Source organism: Streptomyces sp. NPDC101191, from assembly GCF_044767915.1.
In the GTDB taxonomy this organism is placed as follows: Bacteria; Actinomycetota; Actinomycetes; order Streptomycetales; family Streptomycetaceae; genus Streptomyces.
In genome coordinates this window covers 267387-291397 of the sequence record NZ_JBIWOU010000007.1, presented here as the reverse complement: position 1 = coordinate 291397, position 24011 = coordinate 267387, and the positions used below count along the sequence as shown (strand labels likewise).

General features: G+C 72.9%; 24 protein-coding genes. 7 read left to right on the top strand and 17 right to left on the bottom strand.

Going from position 1 to position 24011, the window contains the following annotated elements:
- Nucleotides 1–52 precede the first annotated feature (52 nt).
- Nucleotides 53–721: a methionine ABC transporter permease gene (locus ACIRQF_RS27470; RefSeq protein WP_376637776.1), complete on the bottom strand. Its 669-nt coding sequence runs from the start codon at nucleotides 719–721 to the stop codon at nucleotides 53–55.
- Nucleotides 718–1776, bottom strand: a complete 1059-nt coding sequence (locus tag ACIRQF_RS27465) for a methionine ABC transporter ATP-binding protein (RefSeq protein WP_404095855.1) — start codon at nucleotides 1774–1776, stop codon at nucleotides 718–720. The genes ACIRQF_RS27470 and ACIRQF_RS27465 overlap by 4 nt, the downstream gene beginning before the upstream one ends.
- An 860-nt stretch (nucleotides 1777–2636) precedes the next feature.
- Between ACIRQF_RS27465 and ACIRQF_RS27460 the strand changes: the two genes are divergently transcribed.
- Both ACIRQF_RS27460 and ACIRQF_RS27455 read left to right on the top strand, forming a co-directional pair.
- The gene (locus ACIRQF_RS27460) at nucleotides 2637–2999 is read left to right on the top strand and encodes a hypothetical protein (RefSeq protein ID WP_376637774.1); all 363 of its coding nucleotides are present in this window, start codon (nucleotides 2637–2639) and stop codon (nucleotides 2997–2999) included.
- Between the two features lie 2 nt (nucleotides 3000–3001).
- Nucleotides 3002–3430, top strand: coding sequence for a hypothetical protein (locus ACIRQF_RS27455; protein ID WP_376637773.1), 429 nt, complete (start codon nucleotides 3002–3004; stop codon nucleotides 3428–3430).
- Nucleotides 3431–3457: 27 nt separating this feature from the next.
- On the opposite strand, the gene ACIRQF_RS27450 is transcribed toward ACIRQF_RS27455, so the two are convergent.
- From ACIRQF_RS27450 to ACIRQF_RS27440, 3 genes are all read right to left on the bottom strand, one after another.
- Entirely contained in the window at nucleotides 3458–3943 is a 486-nt protein-coding gene (locus ACIRQF_RS27450; RefSeq protein ID WP_404095851.1) for a GNAT family N-acetyltransferase, read from the bottom strand.
- A 37-nt stretch (nucleotides 3944–3980) separates the two neighbouring features.
- Nucleotides 3981–4502, bottom strand: a complete 522-nt coding sequence (locus ACIRQF_RS27445; RefSeq protein ID WP_404095848.1) for a sigma-70 family RNA polymerase sigma factor — start codon at nucleotides 4500–4502, stop codon at nucleotides 3981–3983.
- Nucleotides 4503–4590: 88 nt separating this feature from the next.
- Nucleotides 4591–5775 (bottom strand): glycerophosphodiester phosphodiesterase, encoded by a 1185-nt coding sequence (locus ACIRQF_RS27440; protein ID WP_376637770.1) that lies wholly within the window; start codon nucleotides 5773–5775, stop codon nucleotides 4591–4593.
- 225 nt (nucleotides 5776–6000) lie between these two features.
- Between ACIRQF_RS27440 and ACIRQF_RS27435 the strand changes: the two genes are divergently transcribed.
- Nucleotides 6001–6675, top strand: a complete 675-nt coding sequence (locus ACIRQF_RS27435; protein ID WP_376637769.1) for a lysophospholipid acyltransferase family protein — start codon at nucleotides 6001–6003, stop codon at nucleotides 6673–6675.
- 69 nt (nucleotides 6676–6744) lie between these two features.
- Here the strand turns inward: ACIRQF_RS27435 and ACIRQF_RS27430 are convergent, their stop codons facing one another.
- Both ACIRQF_RS27430 and ACIRQF_RS27425 read right to left on the bottom strand, forming a co-directional pair.
- Entirely contained in the window at nucleotides 6745–8286 is a 1542-nt protein-coding gene (locus tag ACIRQF_RS27430; RefSeq protein WP_404096111.1) for an MFS transporter, read from the bottom strand.
- Complete coding sequence (locus tag ACIRQF_RS27425) at nucleotides 8286–8837, bottom strand: TetR/AcrR family transcriptional regulator (protein WP_404095845.1); 552 nt, start codon at nucleotides 8835–8837, stop codon at nucleotides 8286–8288. Before ACIRQF_RS27425 ends, ACIRQF_RS27430 begins: the two co-directional genes overlap by 1 nt.
- Before the next feature lie 84 nt (nucleotides 8838–8921).
- On the opposite strand from ACIRQF_RS27425, the gene ACIRQF_RS27420 reads away from it, so the two are divergent.
- Entirely contained in the window at nucleotides 8922–9431 is a 510-nt protein-coding gene (locus ACIRQF_RS27420) for an HAD domain-containing protein (RefSeq protein WP_404095842.1), read from the top strand.
- A 9-nt stretch (nucleotides 9432–9440) separates the two neighbouring features.
- Here ACIRQF_RS27420 and argH read toward each other — a convergent pair whose 3' ends face one another.
- Together argH and ACIRQF_RS27410 are read right to left on the bottom strand one after the other, a co-directional pair.
- Nucleotides 9441–10868, bottom strand: a complete 1428-nt coding sequence (gene argH, locus ACIRQF_RS27415; RefSeq protein ID WP_404095840.1) for an argininosuccinate lyase — start codon at nucleotides 10866–10868, stop codon at nucleotides 9441–9443.
- Between the two features lie 98 nt (nucleotides 10869–10966).
- Nucleotides 10967–12160, bottom strand: coding sequence for an argininosuccinate synthase (locus ACIRQF_RS27410; protein WP_389759185.1), 1194 nt, complete (start codon nucleotides 12158–12160; stop codon nucleotides 10967–10969).
- A 140-nt stretch (nucleotides 12161–12300) separates the two neighbouring features.
- Here ACIRQF_RS27410 and ACIRQF_RS27405 point away from each other — a divergent pair, with 140 nt between their 5' ends.
- Together ACIRQF_RS27405 and ACIRQF_RS27400 are read left to right on the top strand one after the other, a co-directional pair.
- Nucleotides 12301–13668 carry a hypothetical protein gene (locus ACIRQF_RS27405; RefSeq protein ID WP_404095837.1) on the top strand — a complete coding sequence of 456 codons (1368 nt, stop codon included), beginning with the start codon at nucleotides 12301–12303 and terminating at the stop codon, nucleotides 13666–13668.
- 83 nt (nucleotides 13669–13751) lie between these two features.
- Nucleotides 13752–14357 (top strand): pyridoxamine 5'-phosphate oxidase family protein, encoded by a 606-nt coding sequence (locus ACIRQF_RS27400; protein WP_404095834.1) that lies wholly within the window; start codon nucleotides 13752–13754, stop codon nucleotides 14355–14357.
- Nucleotides 14358–14534: 177 nt separating this feature from the next.
- Here the strand turns inward: ACIRQF_RS27400 and ACIRQF_RS27395 are convergent, their stop codons facing one another.
- Genes ACIRQF_RS27395 through argC form a run of 5 tightly spaced genes read right to left on the bottom strand, consistent with a single transcriptional unit; the run spans nucleotide 14535 to nucleotide 19395 of the window.
- Nucleotides 14535–15095, bottom strand: a complete 561-nt coding sequence (locus tag ACIRQF_RS27395) for an arginine repressor (RefSeq protein WP_376637762.1) — start codon at nucleotides 15093–15095, stop codon at nucleotides 14535–14537.
- Nucleotides 15096–15102: 7 nt separating this feature from the next.
- Complete coding sequence (locus ACIRQF_RS27390; RefSeq protein ID WP_376637761.1) at nucleotides 15103–16302, bottom strand: acetylornithine transaminase; 1200 nt, start codon at nucleotides 16300–16302, stop codon at nucleotides 15103–15105.
- On the bottom strand, nucleotides 16299–17222 hold the full coding sequence (gene argB, locus ACIRQF_RS27385) for an acetylglutamate kinase (RefSeq protein ID WP_376637760.1): 924 nt from the start codon (nucleotides 17220–17222) through the stop codon (nucleotides 16299–16301). Before argB ends, ACIRQF_RS27390 begins: the two co-directional genes overlap by 4 nt.
- On the bottom strand, nucleotides 17219–18370 hold the full coding sequence (gene argJ, locus ACIRQF_RS27380) for a bifunctional glutamate N-acetyltransferase/amino-acid acetyltransferase ArgJ (RefSeq protein WP_404095829.1): 1152 nt from the start codon (nucleotides 18368–18370) through the stop codon (nucleotides 17219–17221). Before argJ ends, argB begins: the two co-directional genes overlap by 4 nt.
- Complete coding sequence (gene argC, locus ACIRQF_RS27375; protein ID WP_404095826.1) at nucleotides 18367–19395, bottom strand: N-acetyl-gamma-glutamyl-phosphate reductase; 1029 nt, start codon at nucleotides 19393–19395, stop codon at nucleotides 18367–18369. Before argC ends, argJ begins: the two co-directional genes overlap by 4 nt.
- A gap of 273 nt (nucleotides 19396–19668) precedes the next feature.
- Here argC and ACIRQF_RS27370 point away from each other — a divergent pair, with 273 nt between their 5' ends.
- Nucleotides 19669–21297 (top strand): ABC-F family ATP-binding cassette domain-containing protein, encoded by a 1629-nt coding sequence (locus tag ACIRQF_RS27370; protein ID WP_404095823.1) that lies wholly within the window; start codon nucleotides 19669–19671, stop codon nucleotides 21295–21297.
- Here ACIRQF_RS27370 and ACIRQF_RS27365 read toward each other — a convergent pair.
- The 3 genes from ACIRQF_RS27365 to ACIRQF_RS27355 form a co-directional block, all read right to left on the bottom strand.
- Nucleotides 21284–22444 carry a methyltransferase gene (locus tag ACIRQF_RS27365; protein WP_404095820.1) on the bottom strand — a complete coding sequence of 387 codons (1161 nt, stop codon included), beginning with the start codon at nucleotides 22442–22444 and terminating at the stop codon, nucleotides 21284–21286. The two genes, ACIRQF_RS27370 and ACIRQF_RS27365, sit on opposite strands and share 14 nt — an antisense overlap.
- A 421-nt stretch (nucleotides 22445–22865) precedes the next feature.
- Nucleotides 22866–23441, bottom strand: a complete 576-nt coding sequence (locus ACIRQF_RS27360) for a histidine phosphatase family protein (RefSeq protein ID WP_376637755.1) — start codon at nucleotides 23439–23441, stop codon at nucleotides 22866–22868.
- Nucleotides 23442–23510: 69 nt separating this feature from the next.
- Entirely contained in the window at nucleotides 23511–23963 is a 453-nt protein-coding gene (locus ACIRQF_RS27355; RefSeq protein WP_404095817.1) for a GNAT family N-acetyltransferase, read from the bottom strand.
- Between the last annotated feature and the right edge of the window lie 48 nt (nucleotides 23964–24011).

Genomic DNA, 24011 nt, shown 5'->3' with positions numbered 1-24011 from the left:
CCCTGGACGACAAGTCCGGGCTCTTCTTCGGGTTGCGAAGTCTGGGGAGCCGTTACGCGGTGCGGCCGCGGCGGGCGAGGAGGCGGACGATCCCGTCGCCGAGGAGCTGGACGACGGTCACGATCGCGACCAGGACGACGACGGTGACCAGCATGAAGGTGGTGTCGAAGCGCTGGTATCCGTAGGTGACGGCCTTGGATCCGAGGCCTTCGCCGCCGACCGCGCCGGCCATCGCGGAGTAGCCGATGAGCACGATCACGGTGGTGGTGACGGCGGAGACGAGGGACGGCAGGGCCTGCGGGAGCAGGACCTTGCGGACGATGGTCGGGATGCCGCCACCCATGGCCTGGACGGCCTCGACGAGCCCGTGGTCGACCTCGCGCACGGCGGTCTCGACGAGCCGGGCGAAGAAGGGGATGGCGCCGATGGCGAGCGGCACGATCATCGCGGTCGGCCCGATGAAGGTGCCGACGACGAAGGTGGTGAAGGGGATCAGGGCGATCAGCAGGATGATGAAGGGCAGCGAGCGGCCCACGTTCACGACCGCGCCGACGACCTTGTTCACCGGCCGGTTCTGCAGCAGTCCGCCCTTGTCGGTGAGGACGAGGAGGATGCCGAGCGGGAGGCCGCCGACGATGGTGACGACGGTGGCCCACAGGACCATGTAGAGGGTGTCGACGGTGCCCTGCTCAAGCAGCGGCTGCATCTCGGACCAGGTCACTGGGCACCTTCCTTCACCAGCACCGACGCCTGGGCGGGCACGTGCGGGTCCTGCGGTTCGACGATCTCGACCTGGAGGCCCTGCTCGCGCAGGAAGCCGACGGGGACGACGTTCTCCTCGTAGCGGCCGGGGAGTTCGATCCGCATGCGGCCGATCTGGCGCCCGCCGACGGTGTCCATGGCGGCACCGAGGATCGAGATGTCGATGTTGTACGTACGGGAGAGCTGCGAGATCACCGGCTGGGTGGCGGTCTCGCCGTGGAACGTGACGTCCACGACCGTGCGGTCGGGGGCGGTGGCGGCGCCGCTGACCGGGAAGAGCTCGGCGGCCAGCTGGGAGCCGGGGGTGGCGAGCAGTTCGCCGACGGTGCCGGACTCGACGACGCGGCCCTTCTCCATGAGGGCGGCCGAGTCGCAGATGGTCTTGACGACGTCCATCTCGTGGGTGATGAGCAGGATGGTCAGTCCGAGCTGCTGGTTGAGGTCGCGCAGCAGCTGGAGGATGGAGCGGGTGGTCTCGGGGTCGAGGGCGCTAGTGGCCTCGTCGGAGAGCAGGACCTTGGGCTCGCCGGCGAGGGCGCGGGCGATGCCGACGCGCTGCTTCTGGCCGCCGGAGAGCTGGCCGGGGTAGGACTTGGCCTTCTCGGCGAGGCCGACCAGGTCGAGGAGTTCCAGGGCGCGGCGCGAGCGCTCGGCGCCGGAGACGCCGAGGATCTCCAGGGGCAGTTCGATGTTGTCCTGGACGGTGCGCGAGGACAGCAGGTTGAAGTGCTGGAAGACCATGCCGATGCTGCTGCGCGCGCGGCGCAGGTCCTTGCCGGCCCGGCGGCTCTTCCCGGCGAGGGCGGTGAGGTCCACGCCGTCGACGGTCACGGTGCCGGAGGTGGGGCGCTCCAGGAGGTTGACGCAGCGGATGAGCGAGGACTTGCCGGCGCCGCTCTGGCCGATCACGCCGAAGACCTCGCCTTCGCGGACGTGGAGATCGACGCCGTCCAGAGCGGTGACCTGGCGGCCTCGCGACTCGTAGACCTTGGTCAGGCCCGTAGTGGTGATCACAGGGTTTCCGTCACTGTCGAGTGCGCGGCGCGTGGTTCCGCCGTGCACGGCATTCGTCATTCGGAAGTCAGGCGCGTGGCGGCCGGTCGCGGCGGTGGGCCGGGAGGCAGCGCGTGCGCGGGGCAGGGCTCGGTCCGGGCGCCGGAGCGGCGTGCGGATCGGCTCGGCCGTCGGGGCTCGCTTCGGGGCGCGATCCCCCAGCCTTCGGCCGGGGGTACCCCCACGGCGGGGGCCCTCAGTTGGCGCACATTCGACACATACAACGAGCACCGGGCGTCGGGTTCGCCTCGGTCGCAAGGGTGCGGCTGCTCGTCGTGGTCATGGCTGCAAGTAAAGCATGCAAACGTGCGAACGAAAGGTGGCTGTCCGAATAGCGGACGTAGATGAGACGCCATGCGGACAGTGCGGGTGGTGCGCGGTACGGCCCGGGGGGCCGCCGACGGCACCGCTCCCGGGGTGCGGCCTGGGCCGACACCCGCGGGAGATCGCGCACGACCCGCAGGGTGGCGGGCCGGGCCCGGGGGTGGGTTGTGGTCAAGGCCACGGCCGGCGGGCCCGCCCTCCGCGCGTCGCGCGGGCGAAGGGCGGTCGGGCGGTCTGCCACGCGGACGCCACGCGGGGCGGGGCCGGTGCCCGGCTTCGCGGCCGCGAGCAGGGAAAGCCCCGGGGCCACGCCCGGCCCGGCGTCCCCGCCTCGCCCCTTCGGCCGCCGCCCGCCGCATCGCCTGCCCGCCCCTCCGCCCGCCGCATCGCCTGCCCGCCCCGCCGCCGTCCGCCCGCCCCGCCGCCCGCCGCCGGACCGGGGCTCCGGACAGGGGCCGCGCGCATCGGGCCATTCGGCCCGTAATACCCTCGGGCGCATGCTTGACGCCCTGACGGTCGCGGTATCGGTGGCCGCGCTCGCCCTCGCCGCCTGGTGCGGCTTCGCCTTCACCCGGAATCAGTCCACCAAGGACTGGCACTTCATCGGCATGGCCGTGGTGACCGTCCTCGTGCTGGTGCAGCTGGTGGTCGGCATCGTGCAGCTCGCGCGCGGCGAGAGCGCCGAGGAGGGCACGACGATCTTCGTCGCCTATCTGCTGGGCGCGCTGTGCGCGGTGCCCGCGGCGGGCCTCATGTCGCTGACCGAGCGCAGCAGGTGGGGTTCGGCGACGGTGGCGGCCGGCGCGGTGGTGCTCGCGGTGCTCGAAGTGCGTCTCTACGACATCTGGACGGTGGGCTGACCATGACGACGACCGAGACCGAGGGAGCCCCGGGGACCGGCCGCCTGGTGAAGGGCCCGGGCCTGCTGCTCGTCTGGCTGTACGGCGTGATGTCGGTGGGCGCGGTGTCCCGCTCCATCTACCAGATCGCGACCGAGTTCGACCGTGCCCCGCTCGCGTACGGCCTGTCGGCGGTGGCGGCCGTCGTCTACGCCTTCATCACGTACACGCTGGTCCGGGGCGGCGAGACGGCCCGCAGGGCGGCGCTGGTGTGCTGCGCCGCCGAGCTCGCGGGCGTGCTGATCGTCGGGACGTGGACGCTGGTCGAGCCCTCGGCCTTCCCGGACGCGACGGTCTGGTCGGACTACGGCTACGGCTACGTCTTCATCCCGGTGCTGCTGCCGCTGACCGGCATCTGGTGGCTGCGGAAGTCCCGGACCCTGGCGTCCTGACGGTCCGCCGGCGCGGGCTCCGGCCGCTCAGGCCGCCTTCTCCAGGGTGACCAGCGTGAGGGCGGGGCCGATCTCGCGGGTGGAGACCTGCTCGTAACCCTTGCTGCGGTAAAGCCGCAGATTGCCCTCGCTCCGGTGTCCGGTGAAGAGCTGGAAGCGCTTGGCGGCGGGGGCCGGTTCGCCCGCGAAGTGGGCCTCGATGGCGTCGAGGAGCCGGCCACCGAGGCCGTGGCGCTGCATGCGCGGGTGCACGATGAGCTTGGCGATCTTCACGGTGCCGTCCTCGTCCAGCCGGCCGCGCACGGAGGCGACGATCTCGTCGCCGAGACGGGCGACGAAGCCCTGGCCCTCGGCGAGTTCGGCACGCAGGGCGTCGAGCGTCTGGGTGAGCGGCTCGATCGACCAGTCCTGGTAGATCTCCGCCTCACGCTGGTAGCAGAGGAACTGCAGCTTGAGGATGTGCTCCGCGTCCTGCGTCGTGTCCGCCGCTGAGATGGTCACGCTCATGCCCATGTGTGCATGCCTCCCGCTCACCTGATCCGCCGTCGGTCTACGGCACCCTTCCCCCGCCGTCGGGGGCGGGAACCTCCGCAGCCAGCATTCTGCGCAGGCAGCCGAGGCAACGGGAACGCATCGGCCCCAGACTGCCCTGTGAGATACCCAACGCTCCCGCGATCTCACGGTAGGTGGGGTCGGCGGGGTGGAGCATCGCGGTCAGCAGCCGGGGGCAGTGGCCGGGGGTGCGGCGGACGGCGGCGCGCAGCGTGCGGCGGCGTTCGGAGACGAGCGCGGAGCTCTCGGGCGAACGGTGCGCCTCCTGGGGCGGTTCGCCGTGGTACGGGCGTTCGCGGGCCGAGGCACGGCGGGCCCGGCGGGCCTCCGCCCGGACGGCGCGGCGCAGCCAGTCGGCGGGGTGCTCGGGGGCACCGTCCTCCTGGAGCCGCTCCAGGAGGCGCAGCCAGACGGCCTGTTCGAGGTCGCCGGCCTCGACGCCGGCGGCCGGTGCCTCCGCCCGGGACTCGGCGGCGAGCAGCGGCGTGAGGGTGGCGAGCAGCGTTTCGCGGGGGGTCATGCCCGCGACGATGCGGGGCGGAGCGCCCGCGGTTGCGGGCCCGGCCGCAAACCACCCGGTCGGGGGTAGGGCCGGGCCGCGCGTGCGGTCAGCGGGCGGAGAAGTCCGCGGCCGCGAGCAGGGCCGTGTCGGCGTTGTCGGAGAAGATGCCGTCGATTCCCGTCGCGAAGAACCGCTGCAGCGCGCCGAAGGCGTCCCCGTACGCGACGGGGTCGGTGCCCCGGCGGTACTCGGCGGGCAGGAAGCTGTTCTCGTTGCGCTGGGTGTACGGGTGGAGGATCAGGTCCTCGGCGTGCGCGTCGCGCACCAGGGTGGTCTCGGTGCCGAGCCGGCCGCTCGCGTCCCGGGGCAGGATCAGGTCGATGGTGGGGCCGATGCCCTGCGCGTACGAGGCGATCCAGCGCAGGCCCTCCGGCGTGACCAGGTCGGCGACCGTGCGCGGATCGCCGGACTGCACGAAGTCCCAGGGGCGGGTGTTCGCGGCGGACAGCAGCACGACCCGCGGGGAGTCCACGAGGCGGGCCAGGCGCTGGATGCTGCCGGGCTCGAAGGACTGGAGGAAGACCGGGGAGTCGGCGCGGTGCCGGCCGTAGCGGCGGAGCAGCCGGGCGAGGCGCTCCTCCAGGGCGAGGCCGAGGGAGCGGAAGTAGGTGGGGTGCTTGGTCTCGACGTGCAGCCACACCTCGCGGCCGCGGCGGCGGCCCTCCTGTTCGGCCCAGCGCAGCACCTCCTCGAAGGTGGGGACGTCCCAGCGGCCGTCGTAGAGGGTGTTCTCCTGGCGGGTGGCCGGGATGCGTTCCTTGGCGCGGAGGGTCTTCAGCTCGGCGAGCGTGAAGTCCTCGGTGAACCAGCCGGTCAGAGCGACCCCGTCGACGGTCTTGGTCGTCCTGCGGGAGGCGAACTCGGGGTGGTCGGCGACGTCGGTGGTGCCGCCGATCTCGTTCTCGTGGCGGCAGACGAGGTGCCCGTCCTTGGTGGGGACGAGGTCCTGCTCGATGACGTGAGCGCCCATGTCGAGGGCGAGCCGGTACGAGCCGAGGGTGTGCTCGGGGCGGTAGCCGCTGGCGCCGCGGTGGGCGATGACGGTGGGGACGGGCAGCGAGCGGTAGCCGTGGCCCTTGCGCCGGGCGTCGTGGCCGGTATCGGCGGCGACGGCCGACTGCACGGCCTGCGCGGTGCCGCCGGCGAGGACGGTGGAGCCGCCCAGGACGGCCGCTCCGGCGGCTCCGAGAACGGCGCGTCGGGCCGGGGTCCGGCGCTCAGGCTGTGTCATGAACACTCCTTCGGTGTGATGTCCCGCACCTGCCAACTGAGGTACCGACGCTAGGCAAAGAGCCCCTACAGGCGGCAGACCTGGGCGGAACATGGCGGAAACACGCGTCAACACCGCGTATCCACTCCGTGAACCCGATGTGCGACAGGCTGTGACCCGCGAGTATCGTCGCGATCTGCACTTGTCGGCTCCGCACGAGCCGCTCACCCGACACCGGAGGAACCGTTGTCCCGTCTCGCGATCATGAAGGCCACCCTGGGCCCGGTCCTGCGCCTCATGTTCCGTCCCCGCGTCGAGGGCGCGGAGAACGTCCCCGGCACCGGGCCGGTGATCCTCGCGGGCAACCACCTGACCTTCATCGACTCGATGATCATGCCGATCTGTCTGGACCGTCAGGTCTTCTTCATCGGCAAGGACGAGTACGTGAAGGGCACCGGCTTCAAGGGCCGCCTGATGGCCTGGTTCTTCACCAGCGTCGGCATGATCCCGGTGGACCGCGACGGCGGCCGGGGCGGCGTGGCCGCGCTGATGACGGGCCGCCGGGTCCTGGAGGAGGGGCGGATCTTCTCGATCTACCCCGAGGGCACCCGCTCCCCCGACGGGCGCCTCTACCGCGGCCGCACCGGCATCGCGCGGCTGACCCTGATGACGGGCGCGCCGGTGGTGCCGTTCGCGATGATCGGCACCGACAAGCTGCAGCCCGGCGGCGCGGGCTTCCCGCGCCCGGGCCGGGTCACCGTCCGCTTCGGCGAGCCGATGGAGTTCTCCCGCTACGACGGCATGGACCGCGACCGCTACGTGCTGCGCGCGGTGACGGACTCGGTGATGGCGGAGGTCATGCGCCTCTCGGGCCAGGAGTACGTGGACATGTACGCGACCAAGGCGAAGGAAGCGGCGTAGCACCCGCAACCCGCACGCGCAGGAGGGCGCCCCCGGGAACGGGGGCGCCCTCCGTCATGTCCGGACGGGTCAGTGCTCGACGCCGTCGGCCAGCTTCTGACCCTTCAGGAGGAACCAGGCCGCGACGGCGGTCACGAGCAGGACCGCCGCGCCGGCGCCCGACGCGATGCGCAGGCCGTCGACGAAGGCGTCCTGGGCGGCGGTGACCAGGGCGTCGGCCTGGGCCGGGGCGAGGCCCGCGGAGGCCTCGACCGCGCCGCCCAGCGAGTCGTGGGCCGCGGCGGCGGTGTCGGCCGGGATGCCGGCCGGGGCGGCGAAGCCCCGGTAGACGCCGGTGACGATGGAGCCGAGGAGCGCGATGCCGAGGGCGGCGCCCAGCTCGTACGCCGTCTCCGAGACCGCGGAGGCGGCACCGGCCTGCTCCTTGGGGACGGTCGAGAGGATCACGTCGGCGGTGACGGTGAAGGCGAAGCCCGCACCGACGCCGACGACCAGGAGGCTCACGCCGAGCAGCGGGTAGCCGGTCGACTGCCCGATGGCGGTCAGGGCCGCGAGGGCCAGACCGATGGCACCGAGACCGCCCGCGACGACGGAGCGGACGCTGTAGCGGCGGGCGACGCTGCCCGCGACCAGACCGGCCGTCACCGCGCCGACGGCGGCGGGCAGTTCGGCGAGTCCGGCCTCCAGCGGCTGGCGGCCCTGGACCAGCTGGAAGAACTGGGACAGGAAGAACACCAGCCCGGACAGGCCGAGGATGGTCAGCAGGTCGGCCGTGACGGCGGCGGAGAAGCCACGGTTGCGGAACAGGCGCATGTCCAGGAGCGGGGTCGGCAGGGTCAGCTGCCGGCGCACGAACCCGGCGAGTCCGCCGATGCCGACGGCGGCGGCCAGGGCCGCACCGGACGTGAGCCCCTCGGCCGCGAGTTCCTTGACGGCGTAGACGACGCCGATCACGCCGACGAGCGAGAGGCCGACGCTGGCCACGTCCCACGGCCCCGGGTCGGGGTTCTTCGACTCGGGGATCAGCTTGACGCCGACGACGACCAGGACAGCCATGACCGGCAGGTTGATGAGGAAGACCGAGCCCCACCAGAAGTGCTCCAGCAGGAATCCGCCGACGACCGGGCCCACGGCGGCACCGGCCGAGGCCATGGCGCCCCAGATGCCGATGGCGAGGCTGCGCTCGCGCGGGTCGTGGAACAGGTTGCGGATCAGGGCGAGCGTGGAGGGCATGAGGGTGGCACCGGCGACGCCCAGCAGGGCGCGGGCCACGATCATCATCTCGGGGCTGGTGGCGTAGGCGTTGAGCACCGAGACGGCGCCGAACGCGACGGCTCCGGTGAGCAGCAGCTTCTTGCGGCCGATGCGGTCACCGAGGCTGCCCATGGAGACCAGCAGACCGGCGATGACGAAGGAGTAGACGTCGCCGATCCACAGCAGCTGGGTGCCGGACGGCTTGAGGTCCTCGGAGAGGAAGGGCGTCGCCAGACCGAGGACCGTGGCGTCGACCGCCACGAGCAGCACGGCCAGGACGAGCACGGCGAGGGCGAGCCACCGGCCGGAACGGCGCACGCCCCCGATATGGCTCTCGTGCTTGACGGTGTCGGTGATCACTTCTCCACGCTCCTGCGCGCTCCGCCGAGCAGCAGCTCGGCGATCATGTACTGAATGTCGTTGGCGGCGACCCGCCCGTCGGCGACCGCCCAGGCGCCCGAGCCGAGCAGGCCGTAGAAGGCCTCGCAGAGCCAGGCGGGGGTCAGGTCGATCCGGAAGTCGCCCTCCTCCTGTCCGCGCCGGAAGAGCGCGGCGAGCCGGTCGTCGAGGCGGGTCCAGCCGGCGTTCTGCTGCTCGCCCTCGAAGAGCTGGTTCTCGGTGTAGAGGAAGGCGAGCAGGGGCGCGACGGGCTCGGATGCGCCGATCAGCCGGCGCACGGCCTCGTCGGCGGGCCCCTCGTCGAGGCGGGCCGCGTCGAGCGCGGCCTCCGTCTCCTCGATGCACATCTGCTCCAGCGCCCGCACCAGCGCGTCCCGCCCGGCGAAGTGCCGGTGCAGCGTGGCACGTCCGATCCCGGCGGCCCGGGCGACCTCGTCCATCGTGGCGGTCGCCTTGCGGGAGAGCAGGGCTGCGGCGGCGTGGAGCACCTCGGTGCGGTCGACTGACATGAGACAACCATACATCGAATGAGACAACAATGTCTCATTCGAAATTTCAGTGCCTCACCGGGGGCGTGGAGGAATGCTGTGGACATGACCAAGCCGCTGCTGCTGATCGACGTGGACGGACCGCTGAACCCCTATGCGGCGCAAGCTGAGCGCCGCCCCGAGGGCTACACGACCCACCGCATGCGCCCGAGCGGCTGGACGGACACGAAGCCACTGCGGGTGTGGCTGAACCCCGGACACGGGGACGAGCTGCGCGCGCTGGCCGGCGCGTACGAGCTGGTCTGGGCGACGACGTGGAAGGACGAGGCCAACGACTGGATCGGACCGCACCTCGGGCTGCCCGAGCTGCCGTTCATCGACTGGCCCCAGATGCACGGAAAGGCCCCTCGCGGGACCTTCTGGAAGACGCAGTACATCCTGGAGTACGCGCAGGGGCGGCCGTTCGCCTGGGTCGACGACGACATCACGTCGTACGACCACGAGTACGTGGAGCAGAACCACCGCGCCGCCGCCCTGCTGCTGCGCGTCGACGAACGGATCGGGCTGACCCGGCCGGACTTCGACGCGCTCGCGGACTGGGCGGCGGCGCGGTAGGAGCGGGATTCAGTTCTTGGCGGTGGCCCAGGCGTGCTGGATCACCAGGTCCGCCTTGACCTCGACCAGCTGGACGGCGACCGCCGAGGGGGCGGTGCCGCCGCGGCCGTCGCGGGAGGCGAGGGCCCCGGGCACGTTGAGGACCGTGCGGACCTCGGGGGTGAGGTGCTCGGAGATCTTCGCGAACTGCTCGTCCGTCAGGTCGTCGAGCTCCTTGCCCTCCGCCTCGGCGACCTTGACGCACTCGCCGGCGACCTCGTGCGCCACCCGGAACGGCACGCCCTGCTTGACCAGCCACTCGGCGATGTCGGTCGCGAGGGAGAAGCCGGCCGGAGCGAGCTCCTCCATCCGCTCCCGGTTGACCGTGAGGGTCGCCATCATGCCGGTGAAGGCGGGGAGCAGGACCTCCAGCTGGTCGCAGGAGTCGAAGACCGGCTCCTTGTCCTCCTGGAGGTCCCGGTTGTAGGCGAGCGGCAGTGCCTTCAGCGTCGCCATGAGACCGGACAGGTTGCCGATGAGGCGGCCGGACTTGCCCCGGGCCAGCTCGGCGATGTCCGGGTTCTTCTTCTGCGGCATGATCGACGAGCCGGTGGAGAAGGCGTCGTGCAGGGTCACGAAGGAGAACTCCTTCGTGTTCCAGATGATGATCTCCTCCGCGATCCGGGACAGGTTCACCCCGATCATCGCCGTGATGAACGCGAACTCGGCGACGAAGTCGCGCGAGGCCGTGCCGTCGATCGAGTTGCCGGCCGAACCCCGCTCGAAGCCCAGGTCCTTGGCCACCGCCTCCGGGTCGAGCCCGAGCGAGGAGCCCGCGAGGGCGCCGGAACCGTACGGGGAGACGGCGGTCCGGGTGTCCCACTGCCGCAGCCGCTCGGCGTCCCGGGAGAGGGCCTGCGCGTGGGCGAGCACATGGTGGGCGAAGAGCACCGGCTGGGCGTGCTGGAGGTGCGTGCGGCCGGGCATGGCGACGTCCGGGTGCGCCTCGGCCAGACCGACCAGGGCGTCCTGGAGGTCGGCGATCAGCCCGCCGATGATCCGGGCGTGGTCCCGCAGGTACATCCGGAAGAGCGTGGCGACCTGGTCGTTACGGGACCGGCCGGCCCGCAGCTTGCCGCCGAGCTCGGCGCCGAGCCGCTCCAGGAGACCCCGCTCCAGGGCGGTGTGGACGTCCTCGTCGGCGATGGTGCCGACGAAGGAGCCGTCGGCGACGTCCGACTCCAGCTGGTCGAGGCCGGCCAGCATGCGGGTCAGCTCGTCCTCGGTGAGGAGCCCGGCCTTGTGCAGCACGCGCGCGTGGGCACGGGAGCCGGCGATGTCGTACGGCGCCAGGCGCCAGTCGAAGTGGACCGACGCGGACAGCTTCGCCAGGGCCTCGGCGGGGCCGTCGGCGAACCGGCCGCCCCAGAGCCGGACGTCACCGTTGTTGCTGCTCACTGCTGTGCTCCTCAGGACAGTGTCTGGATGTGCGGCCGCCTCCCTGCGTACCTCGACGGTGCGCGGAACAGGGAGGCGGCTTGTTCAACGTGCGGGGGTCAGCCCAGGTCGCGCTTCGCGGCGATCTTCGCCGAAAGGGCGAAGATGTCGATGAAGCCCTGCGCCTTCGACTGGTCGAACGTGTCGCCGGTGTCGTAGGTGGCGAGGTTGAAGTCGTACAGCGCCTCGGCGGACTTCCGGCCGGTGACGACGGCGCGGCCGCCGTGCAGGGTCATCCGGATGTCGCCGGTGACGTGCTGGTTGGCCTCGTCGATGAAGCCGTCCAGGGCGCGCTTGAGCGGGGAGAACCACATGCCGTCGTAGACGAGCTCGCCCCAGCGCTGCTCGACCTGGCGCTTGTAGCGGGCCAGCTCGCGCTCGACGGTGACGTTCTCCAGCTCCTGGTGGGCGGTGATCAGGGCGATCGCGCCGGGAGCCTCGTACACCTCGCGGGACTTGATGCCGACCAGACGGTCCTCGACCATGTCGATCCGGCCGATGCCCTGGGCGCCGGCCCGCTCGTTGAGCTGCTGGATCGCCTGGAGGACGGTGACGGGCTTGCCGTCGATGGCGACCGGGACGCCCTCCTTGAAGGAGATGACGACCTCGTCGGCCTCGCGGGCGACCGCCGGGTTCTCGGTGTACTCGTAGATGTCCTCGATCGGGGCGTTCCAGATGTCCTCGAGGAAGCCGGTCTCGATGGCCCGGCCGAAGACGTTCTGGTCGATGGAGTACGGGGACTTCTTGGTGGTCGCGATCGGCAGGTTCGCCTTCTCGGCGAAGGCGATGGCCTTGTCGCGGGTCATCGCGTAGTCACGGACCGGGGCGATGCACTTCAGGTCCGGGCCGAGGGCCTGGATACCGGCCTCGAAACGCACCTGGTCGTTGCCCTTGCCGGTGCAGCCGTGGGCCACGATCGAGGCGCCGTGCTTCTTCGCGGCGGCCACGAGGTGCTTCACGATGGCCGGCCGGGAGAGGGCCGAGACCAGCGGGTAGCGGTCCATGTAGAGGGCGTTCGCCTTGATCGCCGGGAGGCAGTACTCGTCGGCGAACTCGTCCCTGGCGTCCGCGACCTCGGCCTCGACCGCACCGCAGGCGAGCGCGCGCTTGCGGATGACGTCCAGGTCCTCGCCGCCCTGGCCGACATCCACGGCGACGGCGATGACCTCGGCACCCGTCTCCTCGGCGATCCAGCCGATGGCGACGGAGGTGTCCAGGCCGCCCGAGTAGGCGAGTACGACGCGCTCGGTCACGGGGTTCTCCTTACCTTGCAACCACTGATGGGTATAACTATGCAGTACTCCGTATGTTTTGTCAACGCGGCTCCGGACGGGCTCCTCCGCAGAGGGAAAACCGCAGGCGGGAGCCGGTGCACGGGCCCTAGGCTCCGTGCATGACGAGCGTGGAGACGCCGCTGGACGCGGCGATACGGGGACTCGCGCGCGGGCGCGCGCTCGCGCGGGTGCTGGACGTCTGGCGGCCGGAGGCGTGGCTGGAGCTGGACGCCCGCATCCGCTCCGGCCCTGTCCCGCGGGGCACGGCGCACCGGGCGCACCAGTGGCTCACGAGGGACGTGCGCCCGGCCGCCCCGCGGATCCTTGGGGGCACCCCGAGGCCGGGCGAGGCCGAGCTCGCCCTCGCCCTGTGCGACGCCGACGGCCGGATCCGCGCGGCCGCCCTCCCCCACGCCGCCGGACGTGCCGCCGTCCTCCCCCTGGTCGCGATCCGCACCGCCGACTGGGCGGCCCCGGTCCGCGAGGCGGCCCACGCCGTCCTCGCCGGCGCCCTGCCCCGCGCCGACACCGTCACCCTCGCCGTCACCGCTCCGGTCGCCCTCCGGCTGGAGGCCCGGCTGCGCGGTGGCACGGCCGCCGCACTCCTGCGGGACGCGCTGCGCGCCGCACCGCCGGCCACCCTCACCACCCTGCTCCTCAACCGGGACCGGCCCACCCGGCGCCTCGCCCTCGACCTCGCGATCGAGCGGGGGCTGCTGAGGCCGGCGGAGCTGGCCCACCTCGCCGCGTACGACGGCGACGTCGGCGTACGGGACAAGGCAGCCACCGCGGCCCTCGCCGCGGGCGTCCCCGACGAGACGCTGCCCCTGCTGCTCGCCGCCCGCTGCGGCAGCGTGCGTTCTGCCGGGGTCACCGCCCTGCGCAAGGCCGGCCGGGCCGCCCAGGCCGAGCCGTTCCTCCACGACCGCTCGGGCCTCGTCCGGGCCTGCGCCCGCTGGGCGCTGCGGCAGGACGGCCGGGATCCGGTGGCCGTCTACCGGGCGGCCTGCGCCGATCCGGCGAGCGTGCCGGACCGCGCTCCGCTCGGGCTGGCGGAGTGCGGCGAGCCGACGGCGGACCTGCCGGTCCTGTGGGAGCTGGCCGGGCACGATCGCCCGCTGGTGCGCTCGTCGGCCGTCGCGGGTCTGCGCGTCCTCGGCGCCGTGGACCTCGGCCGGCTGCTCGCACTGCTCGACGACCCGGCCCCCGGCGTCGTACGGGAGGCGGCCCGCGCCCTGCTGCCGTGGGCCGAGCGCCTGCCAGACCGGGAGCTGGTGCGCCGCACGTCCGCCGATCGTCCGGCGCACGTACGGATCCGGGCCCTGCGGCTGCTGCGCGAGCGCGGCGGAGAACCGTACACCGAGAGCGCCCGGCGGCTCCTGGAGGACCCCGATCCGGTACTGCGTGCCCAGGTCCGCCGGGCCCTGGGCACGGGGGATCCCCGGCCCCGCCCGCCGGGCGCACCGGCACGCTTCCTGATCCGGTGACCGGGGCGTCCCGGGAGCCGGACCCCGGTCCGGAATCCGGAACGCCCCGTCAGCCGCCGTGGCCCGCACACAGAATGGGCGGCATGGGAAAAACGTATGAACGCATCGACGGACGACTCCGCGCCTTCATCGAGGCCCAGCCGCTCTTCTTCACCGCCACCGCCCCGCTCGACGGCGACGGGCATGTGAACCTCTCCCCCAAAGGACGCCGCGGCACGCTGCTCGTCCTCGACGAACTCACCCTCGCGTACGTGGACTTCGGCGGCAGCGGCGCCGAGACCCTGGCGCATCTGCGCGAGCCCGGCAACGGGCGGATCACGCTGATGTGGACGGCGTTCTCCGGGCCGCCGACCGTGGTGCGGGTGCACGGCCGCGGCGAGGTGGTGCTGCGCGACGATCCCCGGTTCCCCGACCTCTTCGCCCGCTTCCCGGCGGAGGCGGTCGACGGCCAGGGCGGAGTGCGGGCGATCGTCCTCGTGCACGCCCGGCGGGTCAGCGACGCCTGCGGCTACGCCGTGCCCCTGATGGGCTACCAGGAGGAACGGCAGCTGCACGCGGACTACTTCAACCGCAAGTCGGAGGAGGAGTTCGACGCGTACTGCGCGCGCAAGGAGCACATCGCCACCAGCCTCGACGGTCTGCCCGCGCTGCCGCTCCCGCTGCCGCCGCTCCCCCGGACGGGCCGTTAGCCCGGCGCGCCCCGCGTGCGGCGCCCAGGCCGGGTGAATGGGCGCGGGACGACGGCCGGCTGTGTGTCCGTGCCGGAGGCGTGCGCCGGCTGCCGGCCTGGGCGGATCCGGCCCGCCGGCCGCGCCTCGCCGTCGGCACGCGGGGCGGGCCGACGGCGATCACGCGCTACTGACGCCTCAGCGTTCCTTCTGCGCGAGCCGCAGCAGGTGGTCGGCGAGGGCCTGGCCCCCGGCCGGGTCGCGGGAGATGAGCAGCAGGGTGTCGTCGCCCGCGATCGTGCCGAGGATCGCGTGGAGTTCGGCCTGGTCGATGGCCGACGCGAGGAACTGGGCGGCACCCGGCGGGGTGCGGAGCACCACCAGGTTGGCCGAGGCCTCGGCGGAGATCAGCAGTTCGCCGGAGAGGCGCCGCATGCGCTCCTCCTTGGCGGACTCGCCGAGCGGGGCCTGCGGGGTGCGGAAGCCGCCCTCGCTGGGCACGGCGTAGATCAGCTCGCCGCCGGTGTTGCGGATCTTCACCGCGCCGAGCTCGTCGAGGTCCCGGGAGAGCGTCGCCTGGGTGACGCTCAGCCCGTCGTCGGCGAGCAGCTTGGCCAGCTGGCTCTGCGAGCGGACCGGCTGCCGGTTGAGGATGTCGACGATCCTGCGGTGGCGTGCGGTGCGGGTCTGCGGAACGGACGGTCCCCCGGACTCCGGCTGGGCGGCTCCCCAGCTCTCGGTTCCCTGCGCGTCGGTCATCGTCGCTTCATTCTCCGCTTCGTCCTTCCCCGTTCGCCACCTCGAGGACGCCGGGCAGGGCCCGGAGGAAGGCGTCCACCTCCGCGTCTCCGATGATCAGCGGCGGCATGAGCCGTACGACATCGGGGGCGGGCGCGTTCACCAGGAGTCCGGCGTCCTGAGCCGCCTGCTGCACCTGCGGCGCGAGGGACTCGGTGAGCACGATACCCAGCAGGAGGCCCGAGCCACGGACATGGGAGACCAACGGGTGGCCCAGACCCTCGATTCCGTCGCGCAGCTTCTCGCCGAGCCGCTTGACCTCGTCGAGGACGGCGTCGGCGCCGAGGGTGTCGAGGACGGCGAGTCCGGCGGCGCAGGCGACCGGGTTCCCGCCGAAGGTGGTGCCGTGGTGGCCCGGCGTGAAGAGCTCCGCGGCCGGGCCGAAGGCGACGGTCGCGCCGAGCGGGAGGCCGCCGCCGAGGCCCTTGGCGAGCGTCACGATGTCGGGGTCGACGCCGTCGTGGGCCTGGTGCTCGAACCAGGTGCCGCACCGGCCGATGCCGGTCTGCACCTCGTCGAGGACCAGGAGGGTGCCGGTGGCACGGGTGATCTCCCGGGCGGCCTGGAGGTAGCCGGCGGGCGGGACGACGACGCCGTTCTCACCCTGCAGGGGCTCGATGATGACGAAGGCCGTCTCCTCGGTGACGGCGGCGCGCAGGGCCTCGACGTCGCCGTACGGCACGTGGGTGACATCGCCGGGCAGCGGCAGGAACGGCGTCTGCTTGCCCGGCTGGCCGGTCAGCGCGAGGGAGCCCATCGTCCGCCCGTGGAAGCCGCCCTCGGTGGCGACCATGTGGCGGCGGCCGGTGAGCCGGCCGAGTTTGAAGGCGCCCTCGTTGGCCTCGGCGCCGGAGTTGCAGAAGAAGACCTTGCCGGGCCGGCCGAAGAGCTGCAGCAGCCGCTCGGCGAGGGCGACGGGCGGTTCGGCGACGAAGAGGTTGGAGACGTGGCCGAGGGACGCGATCTGCGTCGCCACGGCCTCGACGATCGCCGGGTGGGCGTGGCCGAGGGCGTTGACCGCGATGCCGCCGACGAAGTCCAGGTACTCCGTGCCGTCGGCGTCCCAGACCCTGGCGCCCTCGCCGCGGACGAGCGGCAGCCGGGGGGTGCCGTAGTTGTCCATGAGCGAGCCCTGCCACCGCTGGGTCAGGTCCTGGTTGGCGGTCACTTCTCCCCCTGCGCGTTGCTGTCGTCGGGCACGACCATGGTGCCGATGCCCTCGTCGGTGAAGATCTCCAGCAGGATCGAGTGCTGGACCCGGCCGTCGATCACACGGGCCGTGGTGACCCCGTTGCGGACGGCGTGCAGGCAGCCCTCCATCTTGGGGACCATGCCGCTGGAGAGCTCGGGCAGCAGCTTCTCCAGCTGGCTCGCGGTGAGCCGGCTGATGACCTCGTCGCTGTGCGGCCAGTCCTCGTAGAGCCCCTCGACGTCGGTCAGGACCATCAGGGTCTCGGCGCCCAGCGCAGCAGCGAGTGCCGCAGCCGCCGTATCAGCATTGACGTTGTAGACATGCGCGTCGTCCTGGGAGCGGGCGATGGAGGAGACGACGGGGATCCGACCGTCGTCGAGGAGTGCCTGGATGGCGCCGGTCTCGATGGCGGTGATCTCGCCGACGCGGCCGATGTCGATCTGCTCGCCGGCGATGACCGGCTGGTGCTTGGTCGCGGTGATGGTGTGGGCGTCCTCGCCGGTGAGGCCGACGGCGAGCGGGCCGTGCTGGTTGAGCAGCCCGACGAGCTCGCGCTGGACCTGTCCGGCGAGGACCATCCGTACGACGTCCATGGCCTCGGGGGTGGTGACCCGCAGGCCCGCCTTGAACTCGCTGACCAGGCCGGCCTGGTCCAGGGCGGCACTGATCTGCGGGCCGCCGCCGTGCACGACGACCGGCTTGAGGCCGGCGTGGCGCAGGAAGACGACGTCCTGGGCGAAGGCGGCCTTGAGGTCGTCGTCGATCATGGCGTTGCCGCCGAACTTGATGACGACGGTCTTGCCGTGGTGGCGGGTGAGCCAGGGCAGCGCCTCGATGAGGGTCTGCGCCTTGGGCAGCGCGGTGTGCTTCCGGGTGGGGCTCGTCGAGTCGCTCATGAGGAGTACGCGCTGTTCTCGTGGACGTAGTCGGCGGTGAGGTCGTTGGCCCAGATGACGGCGGACTCGGAGCCGGCGGCGAGGTCGGCGGTGACGACGACCTCCCGGTAGCGCATGTCGACGAGTTCGCGGTCCTCGCCGACGGAGCCGTTCTTGCAGACCCATACGCCGTTGATGGCGACGTTGAGCCGGTCGGGCTCGAAGGCGGCCTGCGTGGTGCCGATGGCGGAGAGCACCCTGCCCCAGTTGGGGTCCTCGCCGTGGATGGCGCACTTGAGGAGGTTGTTGCGGGCGATGGACCGGCCGACCTCGACGGCGTCGTCCTCGGTCGCCGCGTTGATCACCTCGATCCGGATGTCCTTGCTGGCGCCCTCGGCGTCGCCGATGAGCTGGCGGGCGAGGTCGGCGCACACGTTCTGGACGGCCTGGGTGAACTCGTCCTGGGCCGGGGTGACGCCGGAGGCGCCGGAGGCGAGCAGCAGCACGGTGTCGTTGGTGGACATGCAGCCGTCGGAGTCGACCCGGTCGAAGGTGACCCGGGTGCTCTGCCGGAGGGCGGCGTCGAGGCCCTTGGCGTCGACGTCGGCGTCGGTGGTGAGGACGACGAGCATGGTGGCGAGGCCGGGGGCGAGCATGCCCGCGCCCTTGGCCATGCCGCCGACCGTCCAGCCCTCTCCGCCGGCGACGGCGGTCTTGTGCACGGTGTCGGTGGTCTTGATGGCGATGGCGGCCTTCTCGCCGCCGTGCTCGGAGAGCTCGCCCGCGGCCTTGTCGACGCCGGGCAGCAGTTTGTCCATGGGCAGCAGGACGCCGATGAGGCCGGTGGAGGCGACGGCGACCTCGCCGGCGCCGATGCCCAGGACCTCGGCGACCTTCTCGGCGGTGGCGTGGGTGTCCTGGAAGCCCTGGGGGCCGGTGCAGGCGTTGGCGCCGCCCGAGTTGAGGACGACGGCGGTCAGTTCGCCGTCCGCGAGGACCTGCTGGGACCACAGGACGGGGGCGGCCTTGACGCGGTTGGAGGTGAAGACTCCCGCGGCGGCGCGGCGCGGCCCGGTGTTGACCACGAGGGCCAGGTCCGGGTTGCCGTTCTCCTTGATCCCGGCCGCGATGCCCGCGGCCGTGAATCCCTTCGCTGCGGTGACGCTCATGGAGCGACTCCAATCGTGGAAAGTCCGGTCTCCTCGGGGAGCCCGAGGGCGATGTTCATGCTCTGCACCGCTGCGCCGGCGGTGCCCTTGGTGAGGTTGTCGATGGCGCTGATCGCGATGATCCGGTTCGCGACGGGGTCGTGGGCGACCTGGATCGCGACGGCGTTGGAACCGTGGACGGCGGCAGTGGCCGGCCACTGGCTCTCGGGGAGCAGATGGACGAAGGGTTCGTCCGCGAAGGCCTTCTCGTACGCGGCGCGCAGGGTCTCGCCGGTCACGCCCGGCCGGGCGGTGGCCGAGCAGGTGGCGAGGATGCCGCGGGGCATCGGCGCGAGGGTGGGCGTGAAGGAGACGGTGACCCGCTCGCCCGCCGCCGCGCTGAGGTTCTGGATCATCTCGGGGGTGTGCCGGTGCCCGCCGCCGACGCCGTACGGGGACATGTTGCCCATGACCTCGCTGCCGAGCAGATGCGGCTTGGCGGCCTTGCCGGCGCCGGAGGTGCCGGAGGCGGCGACGATGACGGCCTCGGCCTCGGCGAGCCCGTTCGCGTACGCGGGGAACAGCGCGAGCGAGACGGCGGTGGGGTAGCAACCGGGCACCGCGATGCGCTTGGACCCCTCCAGCGCGGCGCGGGCACCCGGCAGTTCGGGGAGTCCGTACGGCCAGGTGCCGGCGTGCGGGGAGCCGTAGAAGGCCTCCCAGTCGGCCGCGTCCTGGAGCCGGAAGTCGGCGCCCATGTCGACGACGAGGATGTCCGGGCCGAGCTGCTCGGCGACGGCGGCGGACTGCCCGTGCGGAAGGGCGAGGAAGACGACGTCGTGGCCCGCGAGGGCCTCGGCGGTGGTCTCCACCAGGACGCGGTCGGCCAGCGGCAGCAGGTGCGGCTGGAGGCCACCGAGTCGCTGCCCGGCGTTGGAGTGGCCGGTCAGGGCGCCGATCTCGACGTCGGGATGGGTCAGGAGGAGGCGCAGGAGCTCTCCGCCCGCGTATCCGCTCGCGCCCGCGACTGCTGCTCGTACCGTCATGGAAACCCTCCTCATGGATGGCATGACTATACGTGCGTCCGCAGGTTTATGCAAAGCCCTTGTCGCGACGAGCCCGTGGCGGCCCCTTGTCACATCCGCCCCGGCCGGGCGTCCACGCGGCGACGGGGGACGCCGGCGAGGCGGCGGAAATCCGGATGCGCCACCCCCGCGGCCTCCGTACCCTCGGGGGCATGTCCACGCCCCGAATTTCCTAGCTGAGGACCCGCTTCCACGCCACCCGTGTGTCCTTCAGCCTGTTCGGAGCGTCATCCCATGATCACCACCCGTGGTGTCGACGTGCGCGTCGGCGCCCGTCTCCTGTTGTCCGAGGTCTCCTTCCACATCGCGCCCGGCGACCGCGTCGGCCTGGTCGGCCGCAACGGCGCCGGGAAGACCACCCTTCTCCACACCCTGGCCGGACTGCGCGCCCCGGCCGCCGGCAGCGTCCGGCGCACCGGTCCGGTCGCGCACCTGGCGCAGGACTCGCGCGCCGCCGACCCGTCGGTGTCCGTCACCGACCGGATCCTGTCCGCGCGCGGCATGGACGTGGCCGTGCGCCGGCTGCGCGAGGCCGCCGACCGTCTCGCCGAGCGGGCCGACACCAGGGCCCTGGACGCGTACGCGCGCGCCGAGGCCGCCTTCGAGGCGTGCGGCGGGTACGCGGCCGAGGCCGAGGCGGCCCGGGTCGCGGCCGGTCTCGGGCTGCCCGCCGAGGTGACGCGACGGCCCGTCGGCACCCTGTCCGGCGGGCAGAAGCGGCGCGTCGAGCTGGCCCGCATCCTCTTCGCCGGCCACGGCCGCGAGGGCACCCTGCTGCTCGACGAGCCGACCAACCACCTCGACGCGGACTCGGTCGGCTGGCTGCGCGGTCACCTCGCCGGGCACCAGGGCGGCCTGGTCCTCGTCAGCCACGACCTCGACCTGGTCGCCGCGATCGTCAACCGGGTCTTCCACCTCGATCCGCAGCGCGCGACGATCGACGTCCACAACACCGGCTGGGCCACGTACCTCACCCGGCGGGAGGCCGACGAGCGCCGCCGCACCCGCGAGCGCGCCGTCGCCGAGCGCAAGGCGGCGGCGCTGCACGCCCAGGCGGACAGGATGAAGGCCCGCTCGGCCACCTCGGTCACGGCCCGCAGCATGGCGCGCCGCGCCGACCGCCTCCTGGAGGGCCTGGAGGCCGTCCGCACCACGGAGCAGGTGGCCCGGATCCGGCTCCCGGAGCCCGCCCCGTGCGGCCGTACGCCGCTGGGCGCGATCTCCCTGACCAAGTCGTACGGCAGCGGGCGGGCGGCCACCTCGGGCGAAGTCCGCCGGAGGGTCCTGGACGGGGTCGACCTCGCGGTGGACCGGGGCAGCCGGCTGGTCGTGCTCGGGCTGAACGGCACGGGCAAGACGACCCTGCTGCGCCTCCTCGCCGGCCAGGAGACCCCGGACTCCGGCCGGGTCGTGCACGGGCACGGGCTGCGCCTGGGCTACTTCGCCCAGGAGCACGAGACGCTCGATCCCGCCCGCACGGTCCGGGAGAACCTGGCCGCCGCCGCCCCCCACCTGACGGACGGCGAGGTGCGGCGGGTCCTGGGCGCGTTCCTGTTCCGGGGCGACGACGCCGACAAGCCGGCCGGGGTCCTCTCCGGCGGCGAGAAGACCCGGCTCGCGCTGGCGGGCCTGGTCCACTCGGGCGCGAACGTGCTGCTGCTCGACGAGCCCACGAACAACCTGGACCCGGCCTCGCGCGACGAGGTGCTCGCCGCCGTGGGCACGTACCCGGGCGCGATCGTCATGGTCACGCACGACGTGGGCGCGATCGACGCGCTGCGCCCGGAGCGGGTGCTGATCCTGCCGGAGGCCGAGGAGGACCTGTGGAACGAGGGCTACCGGGAGCTGGTCACCCTCGCTTGACGGCCCTCAGGACCACGAACTTCGGGTCGCTCGCGACGAGTTCGCAGCCGCCGAAGATCCGGCGCAGGGTGGCGTGGTAGCCGAGGTGCCGGTTGCCGACGACCCGAAGTTCCCCGCCGGGCCGCAGGGCCCGGCGGGCGTCGGCGAACATCCGGCGGGCGGTGCGGTCGGTCGTGGCCTGGTGACTGTGGAACGGCGGGTTGCTGAGCACGAGATCCACCGAGCCGGGCGCGAGGTCCGCGAGCCCGTCACCGACGAGGAAGTCGGCCTTGCGCCCGCCGTTCCCGGCGTGCGCGGCGAAGTTCTCCTCGGCGGAGGCGACGGCCTGGTAGGACTCGTCGGTGAACAGCAGCTCCGCCTCCGGCTCGGCGAGCGCGACGGCCAGTCCCACGACGCCGTTCCCACAGCCCAGGTCCACCACGCGGGACCGGCCGAGCCCGCGCGGCAGGTTCCGCAGGAAGAAGCGCGTGCCGATGTCCAGCCGGTCGGCGCAGAACACCCCGGCCTGGTTGACGACCGTCCGCCCGGCGAGCCCGGCGGGGGCGTCGGCGGGCAGGTCGTAGCGGTACGGCCAGGGGTTGGGACCCGCTTCGCGCACCTCGGGGGTGGTGTGGACGAGCCGGGCCTTCTTCACCGCCAGCGAGGTCCGCGTGGTGCCGAGGATCCGCTCGAACAGCGCGAGCGTCGAGGTGTGGATCTCCTTCACCATGCCGGCGCCGACGACCACGGTGTTCTCGTGGACCGCGGGCGCGAGGCGGTGGAGCTGGTCCTCCAGCAGCGCCAGGCTCTTGGGCACCCGGACGAGCAGCACGTCGACGCGCTCGGGCGGCGGGTCCTGCGTGGTCAGCAGCCGCACCTCGGCGGTGTCGGCCCCCGAGCGCGCCAGGTTCTCGGCGGTGGCGGACCTGCCGAGATACGAGTCGGAGATCTGGACGAGCTCGCCGGGCCCCGCGGCCGCGAGTGCGGTGACGAGGGCGCCCCAGCGGTCGCCGACGACGGCGACGGTGCCGGACAGGTCGGTGCCGGTCTCGGCCAGGTGGTTCAGCAGGTACTCGTCGGCCGCGTCCCAGGCGCGCAGCTGGTCGCGCGGGTCCTCGGGGAAGCGGGTGAGCGGAAAGGTGCCCCATGACGTGGTCAAACGGTTCATCGTGCCCCCAGGCTAGCCGGTCGCGGGGCCCGGCCTCCGCCGCCCGGCCACGACGGCGGGGAGTCGGCCGGGAGTCGGCGGGGATGGAAGCGGGCGGGCGGTGTACGGCCGCCGGGCCGGACGCGGGCGGGCGGCCACGACGGCGGGGACTCGGCGGGGACGGAAGCGGGCGGGCGGTGTACGGCCGCCGGGCCGGACGCGGGCGGGCGGCATACGGCCGCCGGTCCGGGGCCGGACGCGGCGGCCGGCGGGCGGCAGGCAGCGGGCGGAGGCGGCAGACGGCAGACGGCAGACGGATCCGGCAGACGCCGGCGGCCTGCGGCTCCGACAGAGGCCGGCGGCAGCCGGCAGGCGGATCCGGCAGACGCCGGCGGCAAGGCGGATCCGCAGAGGCAGCCGGCCGGCGGGCGCGGCCGCCGCGTCAGCTCACCGCTGCTGCCAGCTGGAGGTGCCACAGCCCGGGCCGTCCCGCGAGGGTGACCGTCGACAGAGGCCGGACGTCGACGTTCCAGTACGTGGCGGGCGGCACCTTCAGGGCGTACACGAGCGCGGCGCGTACGACCGCGGGTTCGGCGACGGCCACGATCTCGCCGTCCTCGGCCGGCCGCGTGTCCAGCCAGCCCCCGACCCGGGTGATGAACGAAAGAAGCGTTTCTCCACCGTGCGGAGCGCTCCACGGGTCGGAGAGCCACGCGTCGACGGCGGCCGGCTCGAGCGCGGCGACCTCGGCGAGCGTGAGCCCGCGCCAGCGCCCCATGTCGCAGTCGCGCAGGGCCGGCTGGGCGAGCGGGGCGTAGCCGAGCGCGGTGCCCGTGGCCCGGCTGCGGGGCGTCGGGGAGCAGTAGCGGAGCTCCGCCGCGCCGAGGGCGATCAGCCGGGGCGCGGCGAGCTGCACCTCGTACCAGCCGGCCTCGTCGAGCGGCCGGTCGTCGTCGAAGCGTTCGGCGAGCAGGGAGGAGCTGCGTGCCGCCGCGACCAGCGTGACCCGAAGACCCATGGCCGCGATCGTGAGGCCGACAGCCCCGCTGGTCAAGAGGTCATTGCCCAGGTCAGGGGGCGGACTTCGTCACTGCTGTCCGAGAGCCATCCACTTGTCCGGATTCTGCAGTGGCGTGAATCCGACCTTTTCGTACACGCCGTGCGCGTCGGCGGTGGCGAGCATGACGCGACGCAGCCCGTACGGCTCCAGATGATCGCGGACGGCGGCGACGAGTGCGGTGCCGAGGCCGGTGCCACGGGCCGGGCGGTCGACGTAGACGTCGCACAGCCAGGCGAAGGTGGCGTAGTCGGTGACGATCCGCGCGTAGGCGGCCATCTCGCCGCTCTCGGCCTCGAAGGCGCCGAAGTTGAGCGAGCCGGCGATGGCCCGGTCCTGCTTCGCCCGAGGTCGGCCCATGGCCCAGTACGCGTCCGTGGAGAGCCAGTGGTGGACGCGGGCGGCGTCGATCCGCGCGGGATCGGCTGAGATCTCGTACGCCCCGTGCATGACGGTGCCGTCCGTGGTGCTGGTGTCGGTCATGTCCGCAGGGTGCCAGGGCCGCCGTCCCATGTCAGGCGAATGTGCCCG